Consider the following 23064-nt stretch of genomic DNA (forward strand, 5'->3'; position numbering starts at 1 on the left):
AACATAGAGAGAGTCAAACTATGAAAAAACAAGGCGGTTTCACCCTAATCGAATTAGTGGTAGTAATTGTTATCCTAGGTATTCTTGCTGTAACGGCAGCACCACGTTTCCTAAACCTGCAAGATGATGCGAAGAACGCAACGCTTGAAGGTCTAGCAGGCGCTATCCAAGGTGCGTCGGGCATTATTTATGGTAAAGCGGCAATTGCTGGTATTGAATCTACATCTGGTGCGGTAAGTACTGGCACTGGTAGCAATGATGTGAATACTGTTAACGGTTACCCAGAAGCAACATCAAGTGCAATTATGACTATTGTTCAAGGTGTTGGTGCTATCGATTCTGATAGTGATTTTATCTTCAAGAGCACAACAGGAAATTCTGTTTACTTCGGTATTGAAAATTACACTAGTGACTGTGTAATTTACACTGGTGTTAGTACTACTGGTGGTGAACCTGTAATTGGTGTTGTTCAAGATACAACACAATGTGCAGACCCATCTAACTAGTAGATGTATACCTTCTAAGGCCAGCTCCTGCTGGCCTTTTTTCTATCTACCACACATTACTGTTAAAACCATAGGTAGAGATACCATTTTACCTATCAATATCTTGTATAGTTGAAGTCACACCGTAGTGAGAGGTCTGTGATGAAGAGAAGTCTCCCAAGTTATGGCTTTACCCTTGTAGAGCTGATTATTGTCATCATCATACTCGGCATCATTTCTACTTTTGCTGCGAGCCGTTTCGTCGGTACTTCAAGCTTTTCTACCTTTTCTGCGCAAGAGCAGGCCATTTCAGTGATCCGTCAAATTCAAGTTAACCGAATGCAATCTAACGTGTCAGTTGCTAACGACAACTTTCGCTTGGCCATCAATAGTGACTGCCTAGGTTCTGTTGCGGCTTGTAAACTCAACCGTGATAATTCGACTCAAAGACAACAAGCGGAAGCGCGCAGCGACCATGTTCGCGAAGACGGGATCACGTTTACTCCAGCCAACACTGTGGTTGATTTTGACCTATTAGGTAACCCGTCTGTTAGTTCAGGTGTCAACATTACGATTAACTCCACCACCACGAGTAATAGCGCCCAAGTCTGCATTAACTCTCAGGGCTATGTGAGTGAAGGAGTCTGCTTATGATGCGTATACGTGGCTTTACTCTTATCGAAAGTATCATTGTGATTGTCGTCCTAGGTATTGCTATGGTGACGATCACAAGCTTTCTTGCACCTCAAGTTGCAAGCTCGGCAGACCCGCAATATCAAAATCGCTCCGTTGCTCTGGGGCAGAGTTTGATGAATCAAATCTTAGCGCGTGGTTTTGATCATCATAGTGATTTTGATGGGGGATCAATGCGTTGTGGCGATGCGGATTATAATAAGCAATGTACACTACCAGATGATCTCGGGGCAGAGACTGGTGATGGTGAGAGTACCCCTACTACCTTCAACGATGTGGATGACTATATTGGATGTTGGTATACAACTTCAACTCAATCGGCTTGTCAGTCTGCGCCAATGTATAAATTGGCAAATATCCTCGATGAGAATATTGTAGGAAGCTATGCGAATTTCCGAGTTGAAATATCAGTGTTTTACGATCAAAACATGGACGGTGTTGATGACAATGCTATTGGCACTCTCAAGCGAGTAGAGCTCAATATATTCGGTGGAAACAATCAATATAATTTGGTTGCATATAAGGGGAACTACTGATGAAAAATCGTGGTTTTACCTTAATTGAGATGATTGTGACCATCGTAGTGGTGGGCGTGATTGGATTAGCCATCGCAGGTTTTGTTGAATACGGAATGAAGGGCTACGCTGAGACCATTGACCGTCAAAAAGTTCAAGTAAAAGGCCAGTTTGTGGTTGAGAAAATGTCTCGTGAGATCAGTCACGCAGTGCCCAACAGCTTTGATACAAGTATTACACCTGCCTCGGCGTTTGAGCAGAAGTGTTTGACGTTCTACGCCATCAAGTATTCAGGCTTTTATCATTATGATGAGAACAGCAATAACCTAGATTTCATTATTGGGCAAGATACTCCTGCCCTCGATAAGGATGATTATTTAATCATAAACCCAACTACTCACTCTGATTTGAGCGCAGGTTCGACAAAACGAATACCAGTGTCAGGATTGGTATCAACAAATAATGTGTTTACTGCGACTTCAGTGAGTTTAAGCAGTCAATCGGTCGCGCTACGCCATTACATCTATGACAGTAGTGATTCTGTTAGTTACTGTTTAGTGAGTAACACGACAGAAAACCAAGGCGTAATCGAACGTAACGGTGTAAGGGTGGCCGATAGCATTAATTATGAAAAAAGTCGTTTTCGGTATGAAGAGCCGAGTTTGCAGCGTGGTGGTGTCATCCATATAGATCTAGTCCTCGAGCAAAATAATGAGACAAGTGTTTACCAACAAGATGTGCAGGTACTCAATGCGCCATAGAAAATCGAATCAACAGGGCAGTGTTCTCGTTGTCGCCGTATTTGTGATTGTGGTGATGGGCTTTCTTGCAACGTCACTCGTTCAAGTTCAATGGAGCAACCATGACACTTTGACTCGTAAGCAGCTCGGTACACAAGCATGGTTGTTGGCACATTCTGCCAATGAATGGGCATTGACTCAGGTGTACCCACTCACCGTTTCTCCTGCAGTCTCGTCAAGTGTAAGAACGGTTTGTACCAACTTAAATGCCAATCAGGTTAGCCACGGCATGTCGACGATCTGCAATGTAGATTCGCTTACCTGTGATGAAATTGGGGTACTAGATGGCGTCGGCTTTTTCAAAATAGAATCAACAACAACCTGTGGCTCTGGTATTAATCAAGTGCAGCGTATTCAAGAAGTTTGGGTGAGGGAGTAGTTATGTGGAAGTATTTCTTTTTTATATCTCAATTCTTGGTCGCGAACTTCGCATTGGGTAATTCTTGGGATTATTGCACTATCAATCTATCGGGTAAGGATGGGTTCGAGATTACCTATGAGGTTGACCATAACTCGAATACAGAATTGTCCGAGTCGAGCAATCTTTTGTGGAGCAATAAATCGTCAGGGAAGTTCCCTATTATCAGAGACCCTAATGCTAGAGATGATGATGATATTAGGCTTGTATATTCGAAAACGAATAAAACCTTAACAGCATGGAGAAATGGCTCTCATACCTCAACCGTTTCAAGTTCACTTTACGAAAACAATAATGGTGATGTGACTTTTTGGCTTCATCATGGTGATGATCTTAATTGTGAAGCGACAAAGCCACCAATCAATCAAAACCCTCAGTTTGAGTTTGGTACTCTTACTGATAGTGACTGTACAATTTCATCACCAGGCCCAGATAAGAAGCAAGTCGTTACCTGTACGTTAAAGTTTAGCAATACGTATGACACGGCCAAACCTAAGCCTTTGGTTTTTGTTATGCCGACTATTGATGCCAGCTTATCTGTTAAGGAAGATGGAACAACCGAGCTTCCGTCTACCGCATCTGTTATTAGTACAACTTGGCAAACGGCGACAATAGTTCAAGAAATAGCACCAAGTTCTAAGAAAAAAACTAATAATATTAAATATTTAGATGCTCCTATGAGTGGGCAAGGAAACCCTCAAAAAAGTAGTAATTATATTGATTACTTTGTCATTGAAGAAGGTGTTATTTCTTTAAATAATGGCGAAAGTCAAATTGTAGCCGGACTTGTAGAGACAAAAACTGCCGCATCCCAAATTTCTAGTGAGAGAAATAATGCAGATGTTATTCGTTATGAAGATTATGGTTTAGATTCGTTTAATTCTAAGCCGGGTATTCTTGTTCAACCGCAAACAAAAGAGAACGCATCGGCATGGTTTACTGGTATGGCTCGTAATGTCGGTGTTGAAAGTTTTTCATTGGCATTAGAGAAATCTGAAGTTACGAAAAACAATCCAATATCATCGAAGGAAAAGGTTGCTTTTGTGGCTGGTGAGGGCTCGGGGTTCGTTCAAGGTGCTCGTTTTTTTCTTGGTAATGGTGAAACAAGAGTTACCACCACGTTGAATGAGCGAATTATATCTCCGGTAGAAATTGGTTGTGAAGAATATACTTCGATAGCAAGTGCGGGCTTTGATGGACCACCGATACTCGTCGCCAATAAGAACTCTCGCAGTGGTAACAATGGCGGTTGGATTCGTCGCTGTGATATCACGAAAGATAAAGTTTACTTTATTGTCGAGGAGGACATGGATAAAGACAATGAAAGATCTCACGTTGCTGAAGATGTCGGATTCTTCATGTTTGACCGACCTAATGAACTTGGTATCTGTGAAGGCTTTAACAACAAAAGCCCTGTTCAAACTTGGATAGGCTCCGGTGGTACGCTTGAGTTAAATGGTTCGCCAAAGATTGTTGGCGCATTGCGTGAGGATGGTAAACGCTATGTTGGTTTCTTAGAAGCAAACACTTTCGACCGTACAAACTCGGCATGTGAAGGGCAGAAATGTCTGGGTTTAGATGATCTTTTGATCAACAAGGAGGCGTTAGAAGATGTACCCGATAATCTTGGCAATGGTTTAAATATTCCTTATGTAGATCAGGTTACTTCGCTACCAATCACTATTAATGGTAAGAAAATTTACGAATACGATAGTATTTCTATCGGTACTGGCGGAGTTGTAGAGATTGAGGCTGGTAAGTATAAAATTGGCAGGCTAGATATCAATGGAACTGGCGAACTTAGAGTCAAGAGTGGTGATACAGTAACAATCTTTACAAAAAATTTATCTGTCAATAACGGAAGCTTTGCCGGGGTTCCTATCGTTAATTGGAACGGTGATAAACCAGTACTGGCGGGAGATACTCACTTTAGGGTTAATGTTCTTCAAAATGGCTCAAATCAGGTGAGTTTAAACAGCAGTGGCTCGAGCAGTAAAACGACTTTTGTCGGTTTACTATACAGTGAGCAAAGGGTTGATATGAGTGGTGCTGCAAGAGTTTATGGTGCTGTTTCCGCGAAAGAAATTAACATGTCATCAAACGCGTTGGTACATGCAGAAACGAGTTGTATTGTATCTCCGGATGATTACGACATTGAGATGTCACCAGCTACTGATTTAGCCCTGATGTGTGGTGATGACTCTCCTCAATTTACGATCACAACATCTAACAATGGCGTTGCTGAAAGCTTAGCTGTGACTACTGCTATCACTTCTAATCCTAGTTATTTTGACGTTTCGGTTATAAAAGGCTCTGGAACTTATCCAAACTACTCGTCAAACATAGATGGTGAATTAACCTTAAAAATCACAGCGAAAGATACTGAAGATATTGACTTTGACGAGTCCTATAAACTCACCGCCACTTTAGTTGATGATGTTAACGAGAGTGTAGAAAGTCAGTTTAAGTTTGTTCCATTTAGATTCTCATTAGTCGACGGTAATACAGTGACTAATCGACTCGATGTTATTGCAGGGAAAGAAACTTTGGCAGAAACGCGGGTTCTTGCTTGTGACTCTAACAATTCGATCGTTGTAGCGAAGAACTACACTGGTGAAGCCGGTGATGAAGTTCAGATAGCTCACAAGCTTGATGACTCTTGGACTGGTGATGATGGTCTTCTCACATATAAGCCTGAGTTTAAAATGGGGAGTGCATCCCCACAATTAACAATTTCAGAATCTGGGCTTTTTAATGTGATGTTGAAAGATAGCACTTTTGATTGTACTGGTTTCAGTGGTTGTCCTGATGAGGGGACGTATGAACTTGAGGGCGAATTTTCTATCTATTCCCGTCCATGGAAATTTGCTATTTGTACTGATAGTGATTCAAACGGTACAAGTTCGGCTGGAAGTGGTTTCTCTGCCGCTGGAGAACACTTTAATGTCTATGCTAGGCCAATAAAATATACTTCTTCAAGCGCAGTGTGTACTGATGATGACTTATTAACTGATAATTATTTTGAGTCGACGGCCAGCACTGAAGTTACTACTACATTAGATACCCCGAGAGTGATTGACTATCCTGATGCAGTATTGGGAGATTTGACTCCAACAGAGCAGCTAGTGAAGCAGATCTCAACAGGCGATAGGGTCAACAAAGGCTACAAGTTCGAGAACCTAAAGTACTCAGAAGTGGGTAGTTTTAACTTCATAGCTACGGAAACGGGTAGTTTTTATGGGAACATTTTAGATGGCTTCTCCGGTAGCAAGGCGATTGGCCGCTTCTATCCTAAGTATTTCCGAGTTACTGATCAAAATTGGAATTATGCTGGTGCTCAATCATTCAATTATATGAACCAGAACTTTGAGCAAGTAAGTTTTGCTGTAGAGGCATTATCTAAAGAAGTACCCATTAATGGTCAAACTGAAGCGCCTCAACCAGTACACAACTACCAATATTTTGATCCAAAGTTACAAACGAGCTTTTCCTTATATGAAAGCGAGTTGGCAAAACGTTTTATCTCACCAAGTTTTGGAAAAGGGGTTTGGAGTGGAGAAAATCAGAGTATTGGCCGATTTTCAGTTAATTTGTCAGGAAAATGCGGAGCAAATACTAGCTTCTGTGTAACTAAAGCAGAGACTAAAGCTAGTTATGAAGATGGGCCATATAATCTTAATGAAGGAGTCTCTGGAGATATCACAGACATTAGATTGGCGATCGAAGACAACATTGACCCAGTTGAGTTTTGGAATGATGGTGACCAGCTCTTAAAAGAACCCGATATCCGCTTTGGTCGCATAGATCTCGATGACGTCGGAGGAAACTCCGGTGCAACGATCGCTATCCCCTTAAGAACTGAATATTGGAACGGAAACCAATTTGTTGTTAACGAAGACGATAGCACGACAAATGTCGCTGCTTCTACAAGCGCCAGTAGCGTAATTTGGTCTGAGGATGACAGTACGACAACTACAGCAAGCCTAGGTAATGGTGGTGTTGTTTCTGACGGAGAGTCTCGTAGCTTAACCGCTTCTCAAGGTGAAGGTGTCAGTACCCGTGAACAAGTTAGATTATGGCAAAATATGGATGATACGCCGTGGCTAAGATATAACTGGGATAGTGATGAAGTTTCGGATGATACTAATGGGGAGCAAGACCCCTCCACCGTCGTCACATTTGGTATCTACCGTGGTAACGATCGCGTGATCTACCGAGGGGAGAGTGGCCTTACAGGTCAGCGATAATATAATTTTCGCGCGCTAAGTTAGGAATCTGTAAGAAAATGCGGGTTTCAGCCCATGTTTATACGTCAATGCCTTGCCGTTACAGCAAGGCATTGGTACATTTAGTGCAATTTTTGTCTTCTAATTCTTGCAGGATGAGCGAAGAATATGTTTAAAAAACTTCGTGGCATGTTTTCAAACGACCTATCGATTGACTTAGGTACTGCCAATACCCTTATTTATGTAAAAGGCCAAGGCATCGTTCTTGATGAGCCTTCAGTTGTAGCTATTCGCCAAGATCGTGTGGGTTCTGCAAAGAGTGTTGCTGCTGTTGGTCACGCAGCAAAACAGATGCTAGGCCGTACGCCTGGTAATATTTCAGCGATTCGCCCAATGAAAGATGGCGTAATTGCAGATTTTTACGTAACAGAAAAAATGCTGCAGCACTTTATCAAGCAAGTGCATGACAACAGCGTTCTTAAGCCAAGCCCTCGCGTTCTTGTTTGTGTTCCTTGTGGTTCTACCCAAGTTGAGCGTCGTGCAATCCGTGAATCTGCATTAGGTGCGGGTGCGCGTGAGGTTTACTTAATCGATGAGCCAATGGCGGCTGCAATCGGTGCTGGTCTACGTGTTTCAGAGCCAACAGGTTCGATGGTTGTTGATATCGGTGGTGGTACAACAGAAGTTGCGGTTATCTCACTAAACGGTGTGGTTTACTCATCTTCAGTACGCATCGGTGGCGACCGCTTTGATGAAGCGATCATCAACTACGTTCGTCGTAACTACGGCAGCTTGATTGGTGAAGCAACGGCCGAGAAGATCAAACATGAGATCGGCTCAGCGTACCCTGGTGATGAAGTAGAAGAGATTGAAGTACGCGGTCGTAACCTTGCTGAAGGTGTGCCACGTAGCTTTAGCTTGAACTCAAATGAGATCCTGGAAGCACTACAAGAACCACTATCTGGTATTGTTTCAGCGGTAATGGTTGCACTTGAACAGTGCCCACCTGAGCTTGCTTCAGATATCTCAGAAAACGGTATGGTTCTGACTGGTGGTGGTGCACTACTTAAAGATCTTGACCGTCTGCTAACCGAAGAAACAGGTATTCCTGTTGTTGTTGCAGAAGAGCCACTAACGTGTGTTGCTCTAGGTGGTGGTAAAGCCCTAGAGATGATCGACATGCATGGCGGCGATCTGTTCAGCGAAGAGTAATCATTGAGTGTTAGGCTCTTTCGCCTCTTATGCCAGCTGAGAGCCTAGGACTTTGTCTAAAGGATCAAATGTAGCCCTAGGACCAACATAGAATGAAGCCAATTTTTGGTAGAGGTCCCTCTCTACAATTGCGCCTATTTTTTGCTGTAATTATATCAGCCAGCCTTATGCTGGCTGATAGTCGTTTAGATGCTTTCTCAAATGTTCGCTATCTATTGAACAGCATGGTAGCGCCAATTCAGTACGCGGCTAATCTGCCTCGAACCATGTTTGACGGTGTTTATGAGCGTTTTAACACGCGTAAAGGCCTGATCGAATCAAGCCGTTCACTCAAGCGTGAAGTGCTTCACCTCAAAAGTGAACTTATCCTGCTCGAGCAGTATCAAGAAGAGAATAAACGCCTACGTAAGCTTTTAGGCTCGCCTTTTATTCGTGACGAGAAGAAGGTGGTGACAGAAGTCATGGCGGTTGATACCTCGCCGTATCGCCATCAAGTGGTGATCGATAAAGGCCAGATCGATGGTGTTTATGAAGGGCAGCCGGTGATCAATGAGAAAGGTATTGTAGGGCAAGTCACCTTTGTTGCTGCGCACAATAGTCGCGTTTTACTGCTTACGGACGCCAACAACGCGATTCCGGTGCAGGTGATCCGTAATGACATTCGAGTGATTGCATCGGGTAACGGCAACATCGATGAGATCGAACTTCAGCATATCCCAACCAGTACCGATATCCAGCAAGAAGACATGCTCGTGACATCTGGTTTGGGTGGCGTTTATCCAGAAGGTTACCCAGTGGCTTACGTGTCGTCGGTTGATTACGATCCGAAACGTGAGTTTGCGGTAATCAAAGCAGAACCTGTGGTTGAGTTTGATAAACTTCGTTATCTGCTATTGATTTGGCCTGATGAAAACAAGCGTATGCAAGCAGATCAGACTAATATAGAACAAACCATGTTAGAGGGTGACAATGGCCAATAGCGTATTAAGAAGTAAGTTAGTAATCGCTTGCTCGCTTCTGATTGCCCTGATACTTCAAACGATTCCGTGGCCAGGTAGTTTAGACCTATTTCGCCCATCGTGGTTACTGCTGGTAACCTGCTACTGGGTACTGGCACTGCCACACCGTGTTAATGTGGGGAGCGCTCTGATTCTCGGTCTGCTTTGGGACTTGTTGATCGGTTCCACCCTCGGCATACGCGGCATGATGCTTTCGATTGTGATGTACATTATTGCCATGAATTTCCTTGTGATTCGTAACATGGCGCTTTGGCAACAAGCGATGATCTTGGCGGCATTGACCGTTTTGTTTGAAGTATTGATCTTCTTTGGTGAATATTTGATTCAAGACGTTGTTTTTAATCCATTATCGCTATGGAGTGCATTGATTAACTGTATACTTTGGCCTTGGATGTTCTTGTTGATGCGTCGCGTGCGTCGCCATTGGCACGTGAGGTAAAGGAATATGGAACAGTTATCACTCGTTTTGGCATCTGGCTCGCCACGTCGTAAAGAGCTGCTGACACAATTGGGTTACGAGTTTTCTGTTCTCGTCACCGATATTGAAGAGCAACAACAGCCGGATGAAGATGCCCAAGCGTATGTTAAAAGGCTGTCGCTTGATAAAGCCAAAGCTGCTTTGGACTTGATCGCGGAGCAAGAGCCTAAATCAGATAGCCTTATCGCTCTAGGTTCAAATAATATTGTGGTCTTAGGGTCAGATACCGTGGTTGTGAGCCAAGGGCAGGTGCTAGAGAAACCAAGCGATTTAGCTGACTGTAAGCGAATGCTCACTCAGCTGTCTGATCAACGTCATCAAGTGATGACCGCAGTGTCTGTGGTTTCTGCAGACAAACAAAAAACAGAAATCGTAATTACCGACGTATGGTTCAAACCCCTCAGTGAACAAGAAATAGAAAAATACTGGCAAACAGGGGAGCCATGCGATAAAGCCGGTAGCTATGGAATCCAAGGTTTGGGTGGACGTTTTGTCACTCGAATCGAAGGTAGTTATTACGCCGTTGTCGGCTTACCTTTATTTGAAACGGACCAGCTACTGCAAGAATTCTTATAATTTACTAATCTGAGGTGCACCATGAGTGCTGAATTGTTGCTGAACGTGACCCCGAGTGAAACTCGTGTGGCTATGATTGAAGGGGGAGCTCTTCAAGAGATCCATATTGAAAGAGATGCTCGTCGTGGCATTGTAGGAAACATCTACAAAGGACGTGTCAGCCGCGTCCTTCCAGGTATGCAGGCAGCATTTGTCGATATTGGTCTTGAAAAAGCCGCGTTTTTGCACGCTTCAGATATCGTTCCTCACACGGAGTGTGTAGCAGAGAATGAGAAAAAGCAGTTTCAGGTTCGTGATATTTCGGAGCTTGTTCGTCAAGGACAAGACATTGTCGTGCAGGTTGTTAAAGACCCGCTCGGCACCAAAGGCGCACGTCTAACCACCGACATTACACTTCCTTCTCGCTATCTTGTCTTTATGCCTGGTGCAAGCCATGTAGGTGTATCTCAGCGTATTGATAGTGAATCAGAGCGTAATCGTCTTAAGAAAGTGGTTTCTCGTTACTGTGATGAACACGGTGGCTTTATTATCCGTACCGCTGCAGAGGGAGCTGATGCTCATGAGCTTGAGCAAGATGCTGCATTCCTAAAGCGTTTGTGGTTAAAAGTCTTAGAGCGTCGTGGTAAGCATAAAGCGCGCACTCGCTTATATGGCGAGCTGTGCCTGAGTCAACGTATCCTACGCGATTTTGTGGGTACTGAACTGAGCAAGATTCAAGTCGACTCACGTCAAGAGTTTGAAAACCTGAAAGAGTTTACTTCGGAATACGTACCAGAGCTAACGAGTAAGTTAGAGCTGTATGAGGGCGATAAGCCGATTTTCGATATGTACGATACCGAGAACGAGATTCAGCGTTCGTTGGACCGTAAGGTTGAGCTCAAATCTGGTGGTTACCTGATTATCGACCAAACGGAAGCCATGACCACGGTAGACATCAACACGGGGGCTTTTGTCGGTCGTCGCAATCTTGAAGAGACGATTTTCAATACCAACGTCGAAGCAACTCAAGCGATTGCACGTCAACTGCGCCTGCGTAACCTCGGTGGCATTATCATTATCGACTTCATCGATATGCTGTCTGAAGAGCACCGTAAGCGTGTACTTACTTCACTAGAGTCGGCTCTGGATAAAGATCGCGTCAAAACCAATATCAACGGCTTCACTCAGTTAGGTCTGGTTGAAATGACGCGTAAACGCACACGTGAAAGCATTGAGCATATCCTCTGTTCCAGCTGTCCTGCTTGTGAAGGGCGTGGCAGTGTGAAAACGGTGGAGACAGTGTGTTACGAGATTCTGCGTGAAATCACTCGAGTGAATCGCGCCTACGATGCGGATAAATTCGTGGTTTACGCTGCCCCTGCGGTAGCCGAAGCCCTTGAGGGTGAAGAGTCTCATGCACTGGCTGAGCTTGAAGTCTTCATTGGTAAACAAGTTAAAATTCAAGCTGAACCTTTGTATATTCAAGAGCAGTTTGACGTTGTTATGATGTAATGGATACTTTGTGAGCTCTAGTGTTACTCAGCTGCTTCGTGCATGTTTATGGTTAGTGGTTACTTTGCTTGTGGCACTCGCCATTGCAGTAACCACTTTACGTGTTGCACTCCCTAACCTGAATAAATACCAATCTGAGATTGAACAGTGGGTAAATCAACATTCAGGTTTTGAATTCTCTATTCAAGATGTGAGTGGCTTTTGGCGTAATACTCACCCTTCGATTGCATTGAAAGGCGTTCATGCCAATCTTACACAAGCTGAAGACGTCACCTTCTCGGTTGACACTGTTGAGGTCGAGTTCGATCTGGTTCAATCCGCGCTGCAAATGCGCCCAGTAGTTGCTGACTTGGTGATGAACGGGATGTATCTCGACATTCGCTCTATTGATCTGTTCGCTGCTCGTAATAGTGATGATGCTAATAAGCAGAGAACAGATTCGTCTGGACGAGTGATTAAAGAGCTCGATAATCTTCTCTTAAAAACCTTGGTCGATGTCACGGCTAAAAACTCCTCACTGCTTTATCGCACCGTTTCTGATGAAGAGCGTCAACTCGATATCGAGATCCTTAAGTGGCAGAACTCTGGCAAGCACCACCTTGCTGAGGGGGTTGTCAGTATTAAAGATGCGAACCTTAACTCTTTGTCAGTAAGTGCTAACTTTATTGATGGCGGCTCACTAACGGATGTGACGGGGCAGTTTTATGCCAGTGCTGAAAATGTTTCAGTAAAACCTTGGTTGACGCGTTATATGCAAGCCGAGTCTGGAATTGAAGCAGGAAATGTCAGCCTAAACAGCTGGTTAACGCTAAAAAATAGTAAGCCTGTTGACGCTTATGTTGAGGTGCTTCCTTCTGAACTGGCTTGGAATGAAGACGGTTATCACGAGCTGATGATTGAGTCTGGAACCTTCAAGCTCACACCTACCGATATTGGGTGGCAAGTAAATGGCCACTCACTTAATCTGCGTACTGATGATCACGTTTGGCCTGAGTTCGACGCTGTATTCAGTTGGCAGAAAGGTCCTTGGCAATTGAATGTCTCTGAGCTGGATATCGCCGCGCTTACCCCATTGATTAAACTTCTTCCAGACACTGAAAGTACTAACGAGTTGGTTGATAAGCTATCTCCGGGGGGGCGGGTTGAAGACATTCGTGTTTCGATGGCAAGCGATATCGAGAGCTTACGTTACTCCGCAAAATTTTCCGAATTGGCTATGGAGCAGTGGGAACTGTTACCTGGTTTTAGTCAGGTGTCAGGTTCTGTGTCGGGTTCCACAACTGAAGCCAAAGCCAGTATCCATGTGATTGATGATGTCTTCCCATATGGAGAGGTATTTCAAGCCCCACTCAACATTAAGCAGGGGCAAGTTGATATTATTTGGCAGCAAGATGAGAGCGGTTGGAGATTGTGGTCAGACAAAGTGACAGCAGCAACCCCCGACTTGCAGGTGCTTGGTGCATTTCGTCTCGATTTTCCGAATAATGCCAGTCCATATCTTTCCTTTTATGGCGAAGCGGACGCTTACAACGTCGGTGAAACTTGGCGTTATCTACCCACTTTGGCGTTAGGGCAAGATCTAACCGACTATCTATCGACTGCTATTCAAGCGGGTCGTTCAAGCTCTGTCAAACTACTATGGCATGGTGAGCTGGAACAATTCCCTTATGCAAATAACGACGGAATCTTTCAGATCTGGGTTGGGCTTGAGGATGTGACCTTCAGTTTCGATACCGCATGGCCATTGATCACGGATTTACAACTCGATCTGCTGTTTGAAAACGACGCGATGCATCTTGACTCACGCTCTGCGCAATTGATGGATGTTACTGCTGATCGTATTACAGGGCGCATTCCCTATCTGGGGGAAGGTGGCCATATCGAGATTGAAGCTAAAGCAGCGGCGACAGGTAATGCCGTCCGTGATTATATGACGGCGTCTCCGCTGGTGGATTCGGTCGGTGCTGCGTTAACGGCGCTGCAGGTCAACGGCGATGTTTATTCGGAATTTCAACTTGATATTCCGTTTGATAACAGCCGTGAGCCAAGAGCTTGGGGCTATGCCGACCTAAAAGGTAACCATGTTCAGATTGAAGCGCCGCCAATGGTGCTGGAAAATACGACGGGTCGTATTGAATTTGATAATGATGTCGTGACCGCGACTGGTTTATCTGCTGAGTTGCTCACTCAGGGGATCTCTGTTGATTTCACCGGGCAAAATGATGGCCCTGGTTATGTGGTCGGTATTGATGTGATAGGGGACTGGGACGTCAAACCGCTTGAACCTTATATCGGAAAGCAGTGGCTGAGCCGTTTGTCTGGACATGCACCGTGGCAATCTAATATCGATATACAACTCAACGACATAGGCTTCACTTATCAACTAGACTTAAATTCAGATTTAACTTATTTGGCGAGTGATTATCCGTACCCACTGCAAAAGCGGACTTTTGAAAAAGGCACAGCTCGGCTACAGGCATCAGGCAATCAAGAGTCGATCACAGCTCGTCTGCAGTTGCCAAATACTAAATACCAAACCGAAATTGATATTACTGGAGAAGTCCCAGTACTTAAGGCGACCAATTTAGTACTTGGGCGAGGTGGTTTTAAGATCAGCCCAGTGGTAGGGCATCATGCATTAATCCGTATTGATGAGTTTAACCTTGATGACTGGTTAGAAGTGGCAATGGAGCCGGTTAAACCATCAACGGCGGTGCTTAGCCAGATGAATACACCGACAATTCCAGCGCCAACCAGAGTCACACTAGAGAGCAAAGAGCTGACTCTTGGAGGTATTGCTTGGAACGATGTCGAATTGAGCGCTCGTAAAAACAAACTCGCGTGGCAGATGCAGGTTTCTAGCCAGGAAATAGAAGGTGATATCAACTATTTAGCGCCTTATGACTTAACGGTTTCTTTAGATCGTGTACACCTATTTGTACCAGATTGGAGCGAGAAGAAGAGTGAAGAGCAGCTCTTACAGATCATGGATGAAGACGCTCCGTTGATCTCGGAACTCGATAGAAAAATTCATGACGCAATGCCAAATGTGACATTAATGATCAAAGATTTTTGGTTGCAGGGCTACAAAGTCGGCAAAGTGGATGTTGAGCTACAGCGCAAAGGCGACCGTATTGAGTGGAATAAAGTCCAAGTCCGCAGTGGTAGCAACACTGCAGATCTTAGCGGCTGGTGGGCGCTGAGTGATACAAAGAGCCATTCGGCACTGAATATTGATGTGGAAGGCGAGAATAATAGTGAGCTAATGGAGCGTTTTGGTATTACCTCAGGCATCCAAAAAGCCCCGTTTGCAATGCAAGCTCAGCTTGAATGGGACGGTTCACCTTGGGGTATCAAGGTAGATACACTGGATGGTAAAGTAGAGACCGAGCTGGGTAAGGGGATCATCTCGGATGTTAGCGGTGCAGCGCGACTACTTGGACTGTTCAGTCTGGACTCTATCATTCGCAAAATGCAGCTCGACTTTTCCGATGTCTTCGACAAAGGCATGGCGTTCAACAGTATTACCGGTACGGGTGAGTTCCAAAACGGGATATTCCTAACCAACGACCTGACAATGGATGCGGTAGCGGGTGAGATGAAGATCAAAGGCATCGCTAACCTCAATAGTCGCCTAGTCGATGCTGAGGTGAACTTCACCCCAGATATTACATCGGGTATTCCGGTTCTGACCGCATTTGCCGTAACACCGCAAACCGCGCTCTATGTGCTTGCGATTACCACAGTAATTTCTCCGGTGGTTGAGGTATTTACCCAAGTGAATTATTCGGTGAAAGGGCCGCTTGATTCACCGACGGTGAGTGAGTTGTCGCGGAGCAAAGGTGAGTTTAAGCTGCCAGAAAAGCTGAGAGACATGGCTAAGTAAAGTCGCTGATAGCGATGAGAGGTCTTGGCTAGATAGAGAAGAAATAGGAGTAAAACACATGGATAGTGTTGGCTTGATTCAGATGACGTCAGGGCCGAGCCCGAGCGAGAATTTACGTTTTCTCGCTCAAGAGATCATCAAGTGTAAAGCACACGGTGCCAAGTGGGTCATCTGCCCTGAAAATGCGTTAGTGTTTGGTAGCAAGCAAGACTACCATCAACACGCAGAGCCTCTGGGTGATGGGCCATTACAAACGCAGGTGTGCGACTTAGCTAAGCAGCACCGTATGTGGATTGTTATCGGCAGTATGCCTATCAAAACGGAAGCTGGAGTTACGACCACATCTGTTGTGATTGATGACTTTGGCTCTGTAGTTGCTCATTACGACAAGTTACACATGTTCGACGTTGATGTCGCCGATTCGCACAAGTGTTATCGAGAGTCCGATATTTTTACGCCGGGCGATCGTGTAGTCACTGCGGAAACACCTTTCGGTCACTTAGGTTTGAGTATTTGCTATGATGTCCGTTTTCCGCATCTCTACTCTGAACTAAGAAATCAGGGTGCACAAATTATGTTAGTGCCGGCTGCTTTTACCGCGGTGACAGGCGAAGCGCACTGGGAAGCGTTATTGCGCTGCCGCGCTATAGAAACACAATCTTGGGTCGTCGCAGTTGGGCAAGGAGGTAAGCACCCTTGTCAGCGAGAGACCTGGGGACACTCCATGGTCATAGACCCGTGGGGGAGAGTGGTTGCTCAACTTGGCCAAGAGCCGGAAAGTATGGTTGTCGAACTGGATACGACCCGATGTGAGCCTATCAGAAAGAATATGCCGATCGTTCAACACTCTCGATTTACACACCAATTTTAATTACAAATAAGAGCCATTTATGAGCATCAATCAAATTGAAGAAGCGCTACTTAACCCGACAGGGCTTACGGAGCAAAATATCGCAGATACATTGGCGAGCATTGCTACCCGCCAGATTGATTATGCTGATATCTACTTTCAGTCGAGCTGGCATGAATCTCTAGTCTTAGAAGACAGCATCATCAAGGATGGATCTTTTAATATCGATTGTGGTGTTGGCGTCCGAGCGGTTGCAGGTGAAAAGACCGGCTTTGCCTACTCAGATCAAATTCAACTCGAAGGTCTAAAACAGAGTGCGATCGCGGCTCGTGGTATCGCGAAGCAGGGTCAAAACGGTAAGGTGCAAGCGTTCAAGCGCAATATGAACCAAGCTTATTATGATGCAGTAAATCCTCTAGCAAGTTGGGAAAAGCAGCAGAAAACCGAACTGCTTAAAGCGATAGATGCTTACATTCGTACTAAAGAACCAATGGTAACCGAGGTATCGATCAGCCTAAGTGGTGTGCACGAGCAGATGCTTGTGGCAGCAACCGATGGTACCTACGCTGGTGATATTCGCCCGTTGGTTCGTCTGTCTATTAGCGTGTTAGCGCAGAAAGGTGATCGTCGTGAACGCGGCAGTGCTGGTGGCGGTGGTCGTTTTGGTTATGACTTCTTTTTGAGCGACGATAATGGCACTCAAGTGGCGTATCAATTTGCTGACGAAGCGATTCGTCAAGCTCTTGTTAACCTTGAAGCTGTAGCTGCGCCTGCGGGTGCGATGCCAGTGGTTCTTGGTTCTGGTTGGCCTGGCGTGCTATTGCATGAAGCGGTAGGTCATGGCTTAGAGGGTGATTTCAACCGTAAAGAGTCTTCAGTTTTCTCTGGTAAAATTGGCGAGCAAGTAACATCTAGCCTATGTACGATTGTTGATGACGGTACATTGACTGATCTTCGAGGCTCGCTGAATGTCGATGACGAAGGTGTCAACGGTCAATACAATACCTTGATTGAAAACGGCGTATTAAAAGGTTACATGCAAGACAAACTCAACGCTCGTTTAATGGGTGTCGCACCAACTGGTAATGGTCGTCGTGAGTCTTACGCGCACCTTCCAATGCCTCGCATGACCAACACTTATATGCTGCCAGGAGAGCATACGCCAGAAGAGATCATCGCAACCGTAGATAAGGGTATCTACGCTCCCAACTTCGGTGGTGGTCAGGTTGATATTACTTCAGGTAAGTTTGTATTCTCGGCTTCTGAAGCATACATGATTGAAAATGGCAAGATTACTCACCCAGTGAAAGGCGCAACACTGATTGGCTCTGGCATTGAAGCGATGCAACAAGTATCTATGGTCGGTAATGACCTAAGCATTGACCGTGGTGTAGGTGTGTGTGGTAAAGCAGGTCAAAGTGTACCTGTAGGTGTTGGTCAGCCAACGCTGAAGCTAGACTCGCTGACTGTTGGTGGTACTGAGTAACCTCATCTAATGAATAAATAAGGCGCCTTCTAGTGAGGCGCTTTTTCGTATTTGTTAGCTAGGTTTAAAACTACATATTCTCTTCAGCGAACTCTGCCAAACGGCTTCGTACGACACCATTGAGGTGAATATTGGCGCTGCCTTCAAAGTCTTTGAAGCGTTCGACCATGTAGGTTAGACCAGAGGTCACTGGGGTTAGGTAGGAAGAGTCGATCTGCGCTAGGTTACCTGAGCAGACGATCTTGGTGCCCTCACCACAACGGGTGATGATGGTTTTTATCTGTGAAGCGGTGAGGTTCTGGCACTCATCAAGCAACACGAACGCGTTCTGAATTGAGCGACCACGCATAAAGTTTATCGATTTAAACTGAATGTTGGCTTTGTCGCAGATGTACTTCATCGACCCTTCAGTGCAGTGATCATTTTTGTGCAGCGCCTCTAGGGTATCGGTGACCGCAGCAAGCCAAGGTAGCATCTTCTCTTCTTCGGTGCCGGGTAGGAAACCAATCGATTCACCGATGTCAGGTGTGTTTCGGGTTACTATGATCTTATCGAACTGCTTACGTTCAATGGTTTGTTCGAGAGCAGCAGCCATGGCGAGCAATGTTTTACCGCTACCCGCAGCCCCAGTGAGAATCACTAGGTCGATATCTGGGTCGAGTAACGCATCAATTGCCATCCCTTGATAGATGTTTTTAGGGGTGATGTCCCACGCGCGGCGGTTCATCAAACGCTCGCGGCTCATGTCTTGTAGAGTGATGGTTTCCGGTTCTATTTCAGCAACACGGGCGGCGAAGTCACTCTCTTCATCAATCACATATTGATTAATAAAGGTCGGCTCAAATGGGCCGCGTGCCAAGGTGTGATAGGTTTTTCCGCCGAGAGTTCGGCTATCAACGTTATCAATGCCGTCCCAAAATGCGCCCTCTATCGTTTGGAAGCCCTTGGTTAGATATTGGATGTCATCAATCAGTTGGTCGGTTTGATAATCTTCAACAAAGCGTACACCGGCGCCTTTGGCGCGCAGTCGCATGTTGATGTCCTTAGTGATCAGCACCACTTCACGCGGTGCGCGTTTGTTTTGGAGGTAGAGCACGGCATTAAGAATACGGTTGTCACCGGCTTTGTCGTCGGCGAATGCCTTGATGCTCTCTTGCAGCTCATAATCTGCAAGAATTGAAATGCTGCCTGAGGCGCAGCTTAAGTCTTTGGAAAATGGGATACCCTCAGAGATTTGATCCGGAGTTGCGTCTCTGAATAGGTCTTCCAAGGCGCGAATAGCGATTCTTGCGTCGCGTGCGACATCTCTTTTGCTGTCTTTGATTCGGTCGAGTTCTTCAAGAACGGTCATCGGGATAACCACGTCGTGTTCTTGAAACGAAAAAATTGCGAAGGGTTCGTGAAGTAGAATGTTGGTGTCTAAAACAAATAGTTTCCGATTGGTCTCGCCCATAGCATCTCCTTGCCAGATACGGCTTCTTGTATCACAGATAAACGTGGATAAAGCCAGCTAGGATCACAGCCTAATGAGCATGTCAGTTCACAACCTAGCTCAACTTTAGCCAGAGGAATGTCACCATATTGCCGATACTCTAAATATGGTTCATTCATGCAAAAACAGCAATCTTTGCCATCTAGAATAGTCATGCTTTTTTGACAGTTTGATTGCACAGACGAAATCGGAAAAAAAGCATGAAATCATCACCTTTTGGCGTGACCTAAATCACAGCATCAAGTAAGATTAGCGACCTTTTTCTGCACCATATTCTCAATCGATAGAATCTAATTCGCTTAATTGGAATGTGGCTGCAAACGAAGCATTTTTAGCTATATTTTTATTCTGGGAATTGCAAAGTCCCGATAAGAAATTGATGGCTTAAATGACCAAATTCCATAGATAAGATTGAGGTAGTCGATTCATGACATTTGCTTTGGGGCAGCGCTGGATAAGCGATACGGAGAGCGATTTAGGTTTAGGTACCGTTGTAGCAATGGATGCTCGCACAGTGACACTCATGTTTGCCGCGTCAGAAGAGAATCGTGTTTATGCACGCACTGATGCTCCCGTAACCCGAGTAACGTTTAATGTTGGCGATGTTATTGAATGTCAGGAAGGCTGGTCACTGTCGGTTGAAGAAGTGATTGAAGAGCAAGGCCTGTTTACCTATCTAGGCACTCGCCAAGACACGGAAGAGAGCGGTGTTTCTCTGCGTGAGATCTTCCTAAGTAACCAGATCCGTTTTAACAAACCTCAAGATAAGCTCTATGCTGGTCAAATTGATCGCATGGACAACTTTGTGTTGCGCTACCGTGCATTGAGCAACCAATATCAGCAACATAAGAGCCCTATGCGCGGTCTATGTGGCATGCGTGCAGGTCTAATCCCTCACCAGCTATACATCGCTCATGAAGTCGGCCGTCGTCACGCACCGCGCGTGCTGCTCGCGGATGAAGTGGGCTTAGGTAAAACCATCGAAGCGGGTATGATCATCCATCAGCAGGTGCTTTCTGGCCGTGCTGAGCGTATCCTGATTGTGGTACCAGAAACACTGCAGCATCAATGGTTGGTCGAAATGATGCGTCGTTTCAACCTGCATTTCTCGATCTTTGATGAAGAGCGCTGTATTGAAGCCTTCGCTGAATCGGACAATCCGTTCGATACTCAGCAATATGTATTGTGTTCACTCGACTTCCTGCGCAAGAGCCGTAAACGCTACGAGCAAGCTCTGGAAGGTGAGTGGGATCTATTGGTTGTCGATGAAGCGCACCACCTAGAGTGGAGCCAAGACAAACCAAGCCGCCAATACCAAGTGGTGGAAGGATTAGCTGAGAATACTCCGGGTGTGCTGCTACTGACGGCGACACCTGAACAACTGGGTCGTGAGAGTCACTTCGCTCGTCTGCGTCTGCTGGATCCCGATCGCTTCTATGACTACGACGCATTTGTTGAAGAAGAAGAGCAATATGCACCGGTTGCAGATGCAGTAACAGCACTGTTCTCTGGTATCAAGCTAGAAGATAGCCAGAAAAACCAGATTACTGAGCTGCTTTCGGAGCAGGACGTTGAACCTCTATTCCGTGTTATAGAAGGCGACAGCCCAGAAGAAGAGCAGGCGATTGCGCGCCAAGAGCTGATTGATAATCTAATGGATCGTCACGGTACTGGCCGCGTTCTATTTAGAAACACTCGTGCTGCGATTAAAGGCTTCCCTAAGCGTAATGTTCATCTACTGCCAATGGAGATCCCAACTCAGTACACCACATCAATGCGTGTATCGGGCATGATTGGTGGCAAGATGACACCAGAAGCGCGAGCGATGAAGATGCTCTACCCAGAAGAGATCTTCCAAGAGTTTGAAGGTGAAGAATCAAGCTGGTGGCAGTTCGATTCACGCGTAAACTGGTTGCTAGAGAAGATCCAAGAGAAGCGCAGCGAGAAGGTCCTGGTGATCGCATCTCGTGCGAGCACAGCTCTGCAACTTGAGCAGGCATTGCGTGAGCGTGAAGGTATTCGTGCAACGGTATTCCACGAAGGGATGTCTATCCTAGAGCGTGACAAAGCGGCGGCATACTTTGCTCAAGAAGAGGGCGGTGCTCAGGTTCTGATCTGTAGTGAGATCGGCTCTGAAGGTCGTAACTTCCAGTTTGCAAACCAATTGGTGATGTTTGACTTACCATTTAACCCAGACTTGCTTGAGCAGCGTATTGGTCGTCTTGATCGTATCGGTCAGCAGCGTGATATCGACATCCACGTTCCATACCTGAAAGGTACCTCACAAGCAATTCTTGCACGTTGGTTTGATGAAGGCTTGAATGCGTTTGGTGAGACATGTCCAACAGGTCGCACCGTTTACGACAAGTACGCAGAAAATCTGATTGAGATGCTGGCATCGGGCAACACTGAACAGTTAGATGAAGTGATTGAAGAGTCGGCGAAGCTCAACCAGAGCCTTAAAGCTGATCTTGAGAAAGGTCGCGACCGACTGCTTGAGATGCATTCAAACGGCGGTGAGAAAGCGGCTGAAATCGCTGAGAAAATTGCTTCTACTGATGGCGACACCAACTTGGTGACGTTTGCACTTAGCCTATTCGACACCATCGGTCTTAACCAAGATGACAAGGGTGAAAACGCACTGGTAGTCACACCGTCTGAGCACATGATGGTTCCAAGCTACCCAGGTCTGCCATACGAAGGTGCAACGATCACCTTCGACCGTGATACGGCGCTGTCTCGTGAAGATATGAACTTCATCAGCTGGGAGCACCCGATGATTCAAGGTGGTATTGATCTGCTATTGAGTGAAGGCGTGGGTACTTCAGCTGTGTCACTGTTGAAGAACAAAGCCCTACCTGTCGGTACCATTCTTCTAGAGTTGGTTTACCTTGTTGATGCGCAGGCGCCTAAGCGCAGCGGTATCAGCCAGTTCTTACCTAAGACACCGATTCGTCTGATGATGGATGGGCGTGGTAACGATCTCTCTTCACAGGTGGAATTTGAAGGCTTTAACCGTCAATTGAGCCCTGTGAACCGCCATTTAGCAAGTAAGCTAGTGAACTCGGTGCAAGCGGATATCCATAAGTTGATTGAAGCCGGTGAAGCGCAAGTGCTGCCTAAAGTGGAAGAAGTTCGAGAGCAAGCTCAGAAAGAGATGCAAGCGAACCTTAATGGCGAGCTAGAGCGTCTACAAGCACTGAAAGCGGTGAATCCAAACATTCGTGACGAAGAGTTACAAGTGATTGAGACACAAATTGAAGAGCTGACGGGCTACATTGCTAAAGCGCAAGTACAGCTTGATTCGCTGCGTTTGATTGTGGTTTCGCACAACTAATTTGAGTGATGCTACAGGGCTAATTCTTAGCTGGTAAATACCCAAAAGGCCTTCATGATGAAGGCCTTTTTTAGATCTGTTTAAAAGCGTTATTTAGAGT

At 45.6% G+C, this 23064-nt stretch carries 16 protein-coding genes; 15 read left to right on the top strand and 1 reads right to left on the bottom strand.

Translation table 11 applies throughout. From position 1 onward, the window contains the following. Positions 1-20 precede the first annotated feature (20 nt). From AC6I7V_RS01530 to tldD, 14 genes are all read left to right on the top strand, one after another. Complete coding sequence (locus tag AC6I7V_RS01530) at positions 21-506, top strand: type II secretion system protein (protein WP_498011198.1); 486 nt, start codon at positions 21-23, stop codon at positions 504-506. Between the two features lie 141 nt (positions 507-647). Continuing rightward, positions 648-1139 carry a prepilin-type N-terminal cleavage/methylation domain-containing protein gene (locus AC6I7V_RS01535; RefSeq protein WP_498011199.1) on the top strand — a complete coding sequence of 164 codons (492 nt, stop codon included), beginning with the start codon at positions 648-650 and terminating at the stop codon, positions 1137-1139. Next, the gene (locus AC6I7V_RS01540; protein WP_498011200.1) at positions 1136-1714 is read left to right on the top strand and encodes a type IV pilus modification PilV family protein; all 579 of its coding nucleotides are present in this window, start codon (positions 1136-1138) and stop codon (positions 1712-1714) included. The genes AC6I7V_RS01535 and AC6I7V_RS01540 overlap by 4 nt, the downstream gene beginning before the upstream one ends. Continuing rightward, on the top strand, positions 1714-2454 hold the full coding sequence (locus AC6I7V_RS01545) for a prepilin-type N-terminal cleavage/methylation domain-containing protein (RefSeq protein WP_498011201.1): 741 nt from the start codon (positions 1714-1716) through the stop codon (positions 2452-2454). Before AC6I7V_RS01540 ends, AC6I7V_RS01545 begins: the two co-directional genes overlap by 1 nt. Next, entirely contained in the window at positions 2444-2872 is a 429-nt protein-coding gene (locus tag AC6I7V_RS01550; RefSeq protein ID WP_498011202.1) for an MSHA biogenesis protein MshP, read from the top strand. Before AC6I7V_RS01545 ends, AC6I7V_RS01550 begins: the two co-directional genes overlap by 11 nt. A 2-nt stretch (positions 2873-2874) precedes the next feature. Beyond that, the gene (locus AC6I7V_RS01555; protein WP_498011203.1) at positions 2875-7158 is read left to right on the top strand and encodes a DUF6701 domain-containing protein; all 4284 of its coding nucleotides are present in this window, start codon (positions 2875-2877) and stop codon (positions 7156-7158) included. A 147-nt stretch (positions 7159-7305) separates the two neighbouring features. Next, positions 7306-8349 (top strand): rod shape-determining protein, encoded by a 1044-nt coding sequence (locus AC6I7V_RS01560; RefSeq protein ID WP_004740843.1) that lies wholly within the window; start codon positions 7306-7308, stop codon positions 8347-8349. A 92-nt stretch (positions 8350-8441) separates the two neighbouring features. Further along, the gene (mreC, locus tag AC6I7V_RS01565; RefSeq protein ID WP_255231550.1) at positions 8442-9329 is read left to right on the top strand and encodes a rod shape-determining protein MreC; all 888 of its coding nucleotides are present in this window, start codon (positions 8442-8444) and stop codon (positions 9327-9329) included. Beyond that, positions 9319-9807, top strand: coding sequence for a rod shape-determining protein MreD (gene mreD, locus AC6I7V_RS01570; RefSeq protein ID WP_498011204.1), 489 nt, complete (start codon positions 9319-9321; stop codon positions 9805-9807). The genes mreC and mreD overlap by 11 nt, the downstream gene beginning before the upstream one ends. A 6-nt stretch (positions 9808-9813) precedes the next feature. Next, complete coding sequence (locus tag AC6I7V_RS01575; RefSeq protein WP_498011205.1) at positions 9814-10422, top strand: Maf family protein; 609 nt, start codon at positions 9814-9816, stop codon at positions 10420-10422. A gap of 21 nt (positions 10423-10443) precedes the next feature. Next, positions 10444-11913: a ribonuclease G gene (rng, locus tag AC6I7V_RS01580; protein WP_239841701.1), complete on the top strand. Its 1470-nt coding sequence runs from the start codon at positions 10444-10446 to the stop codon at positions 11911-11913. A gap of 10 nt (positions 11914-11923) precedes the next feature. Beyond that, positions 11924-15799 (top strand): YhdP family protein, encoded by a 3876-nt coding sequence (locus AC6I7V_RS01585; protein ID WP_498011206.1) that lies wholly within the window; start codon positions 11924-11926, stop codon positions 15797-15799. A 58-nt stretch (positions 15800-15857) separates the two neighbouring features. Beyond that, positions 15858-16670 (top strand): carbon-nitrogen hydrolase family protein, encoded by an 813-nt coding sequence (locus AC6I7V_RS01590; protein WP_498011207.1) that lies wholly within the window; start codon positions 15858-15860, stop codon positions 16668-16670. 19 nt (positions 16671-16689) lie between these two features. Next, the gene (tldD, locus tag AC6I7V_RS01595) at positions 16690-18135 is read left to right on the top strand and encodes a metalloprotease TldD (RefSeq protein WP_498011208.1); all 1446 of its coding nucleotides are present in this window, start codon (positions 16690-16692) and stop codon (positions 18133-18135) included. Positions 18136-18205: 70 nt separating this feature from the next. On the opposite strand, the gene AC6I7V_RS01600 is transcribed toward tldD, so the two are convergent. Next, positions 18206-19588 (bottom strand): PhoH family protein, encoded by a 1383-nt coding sequence (locus tag AC6I7V_RS01600; protein WP_255231545.1) that lies wholly within the window; start codon positions 19586-19588, stop codon positions 18206-18208. Between the two features lie 466 nt (positions 19589-20054). On the opposite strand from AC6I7V_RS01600, the gene rapA reads away from it, so the two are divergent. Continuing rightward, entirely contained in the window at positions 20055-22964 is a 2910-nt protein-coding gene (gene rapA, locus AC6I7V_RS01605; RefSeq protein ID WP_498011209.1) for an RNA polymerase-associated protein RapA, read from the top strand. The last annotated feature ends 100 nt before the right edge of the window (positions 22965-23064 follow it).

This window comes from Vibrio sp. KUL70 (assembly GCF_059725515.1).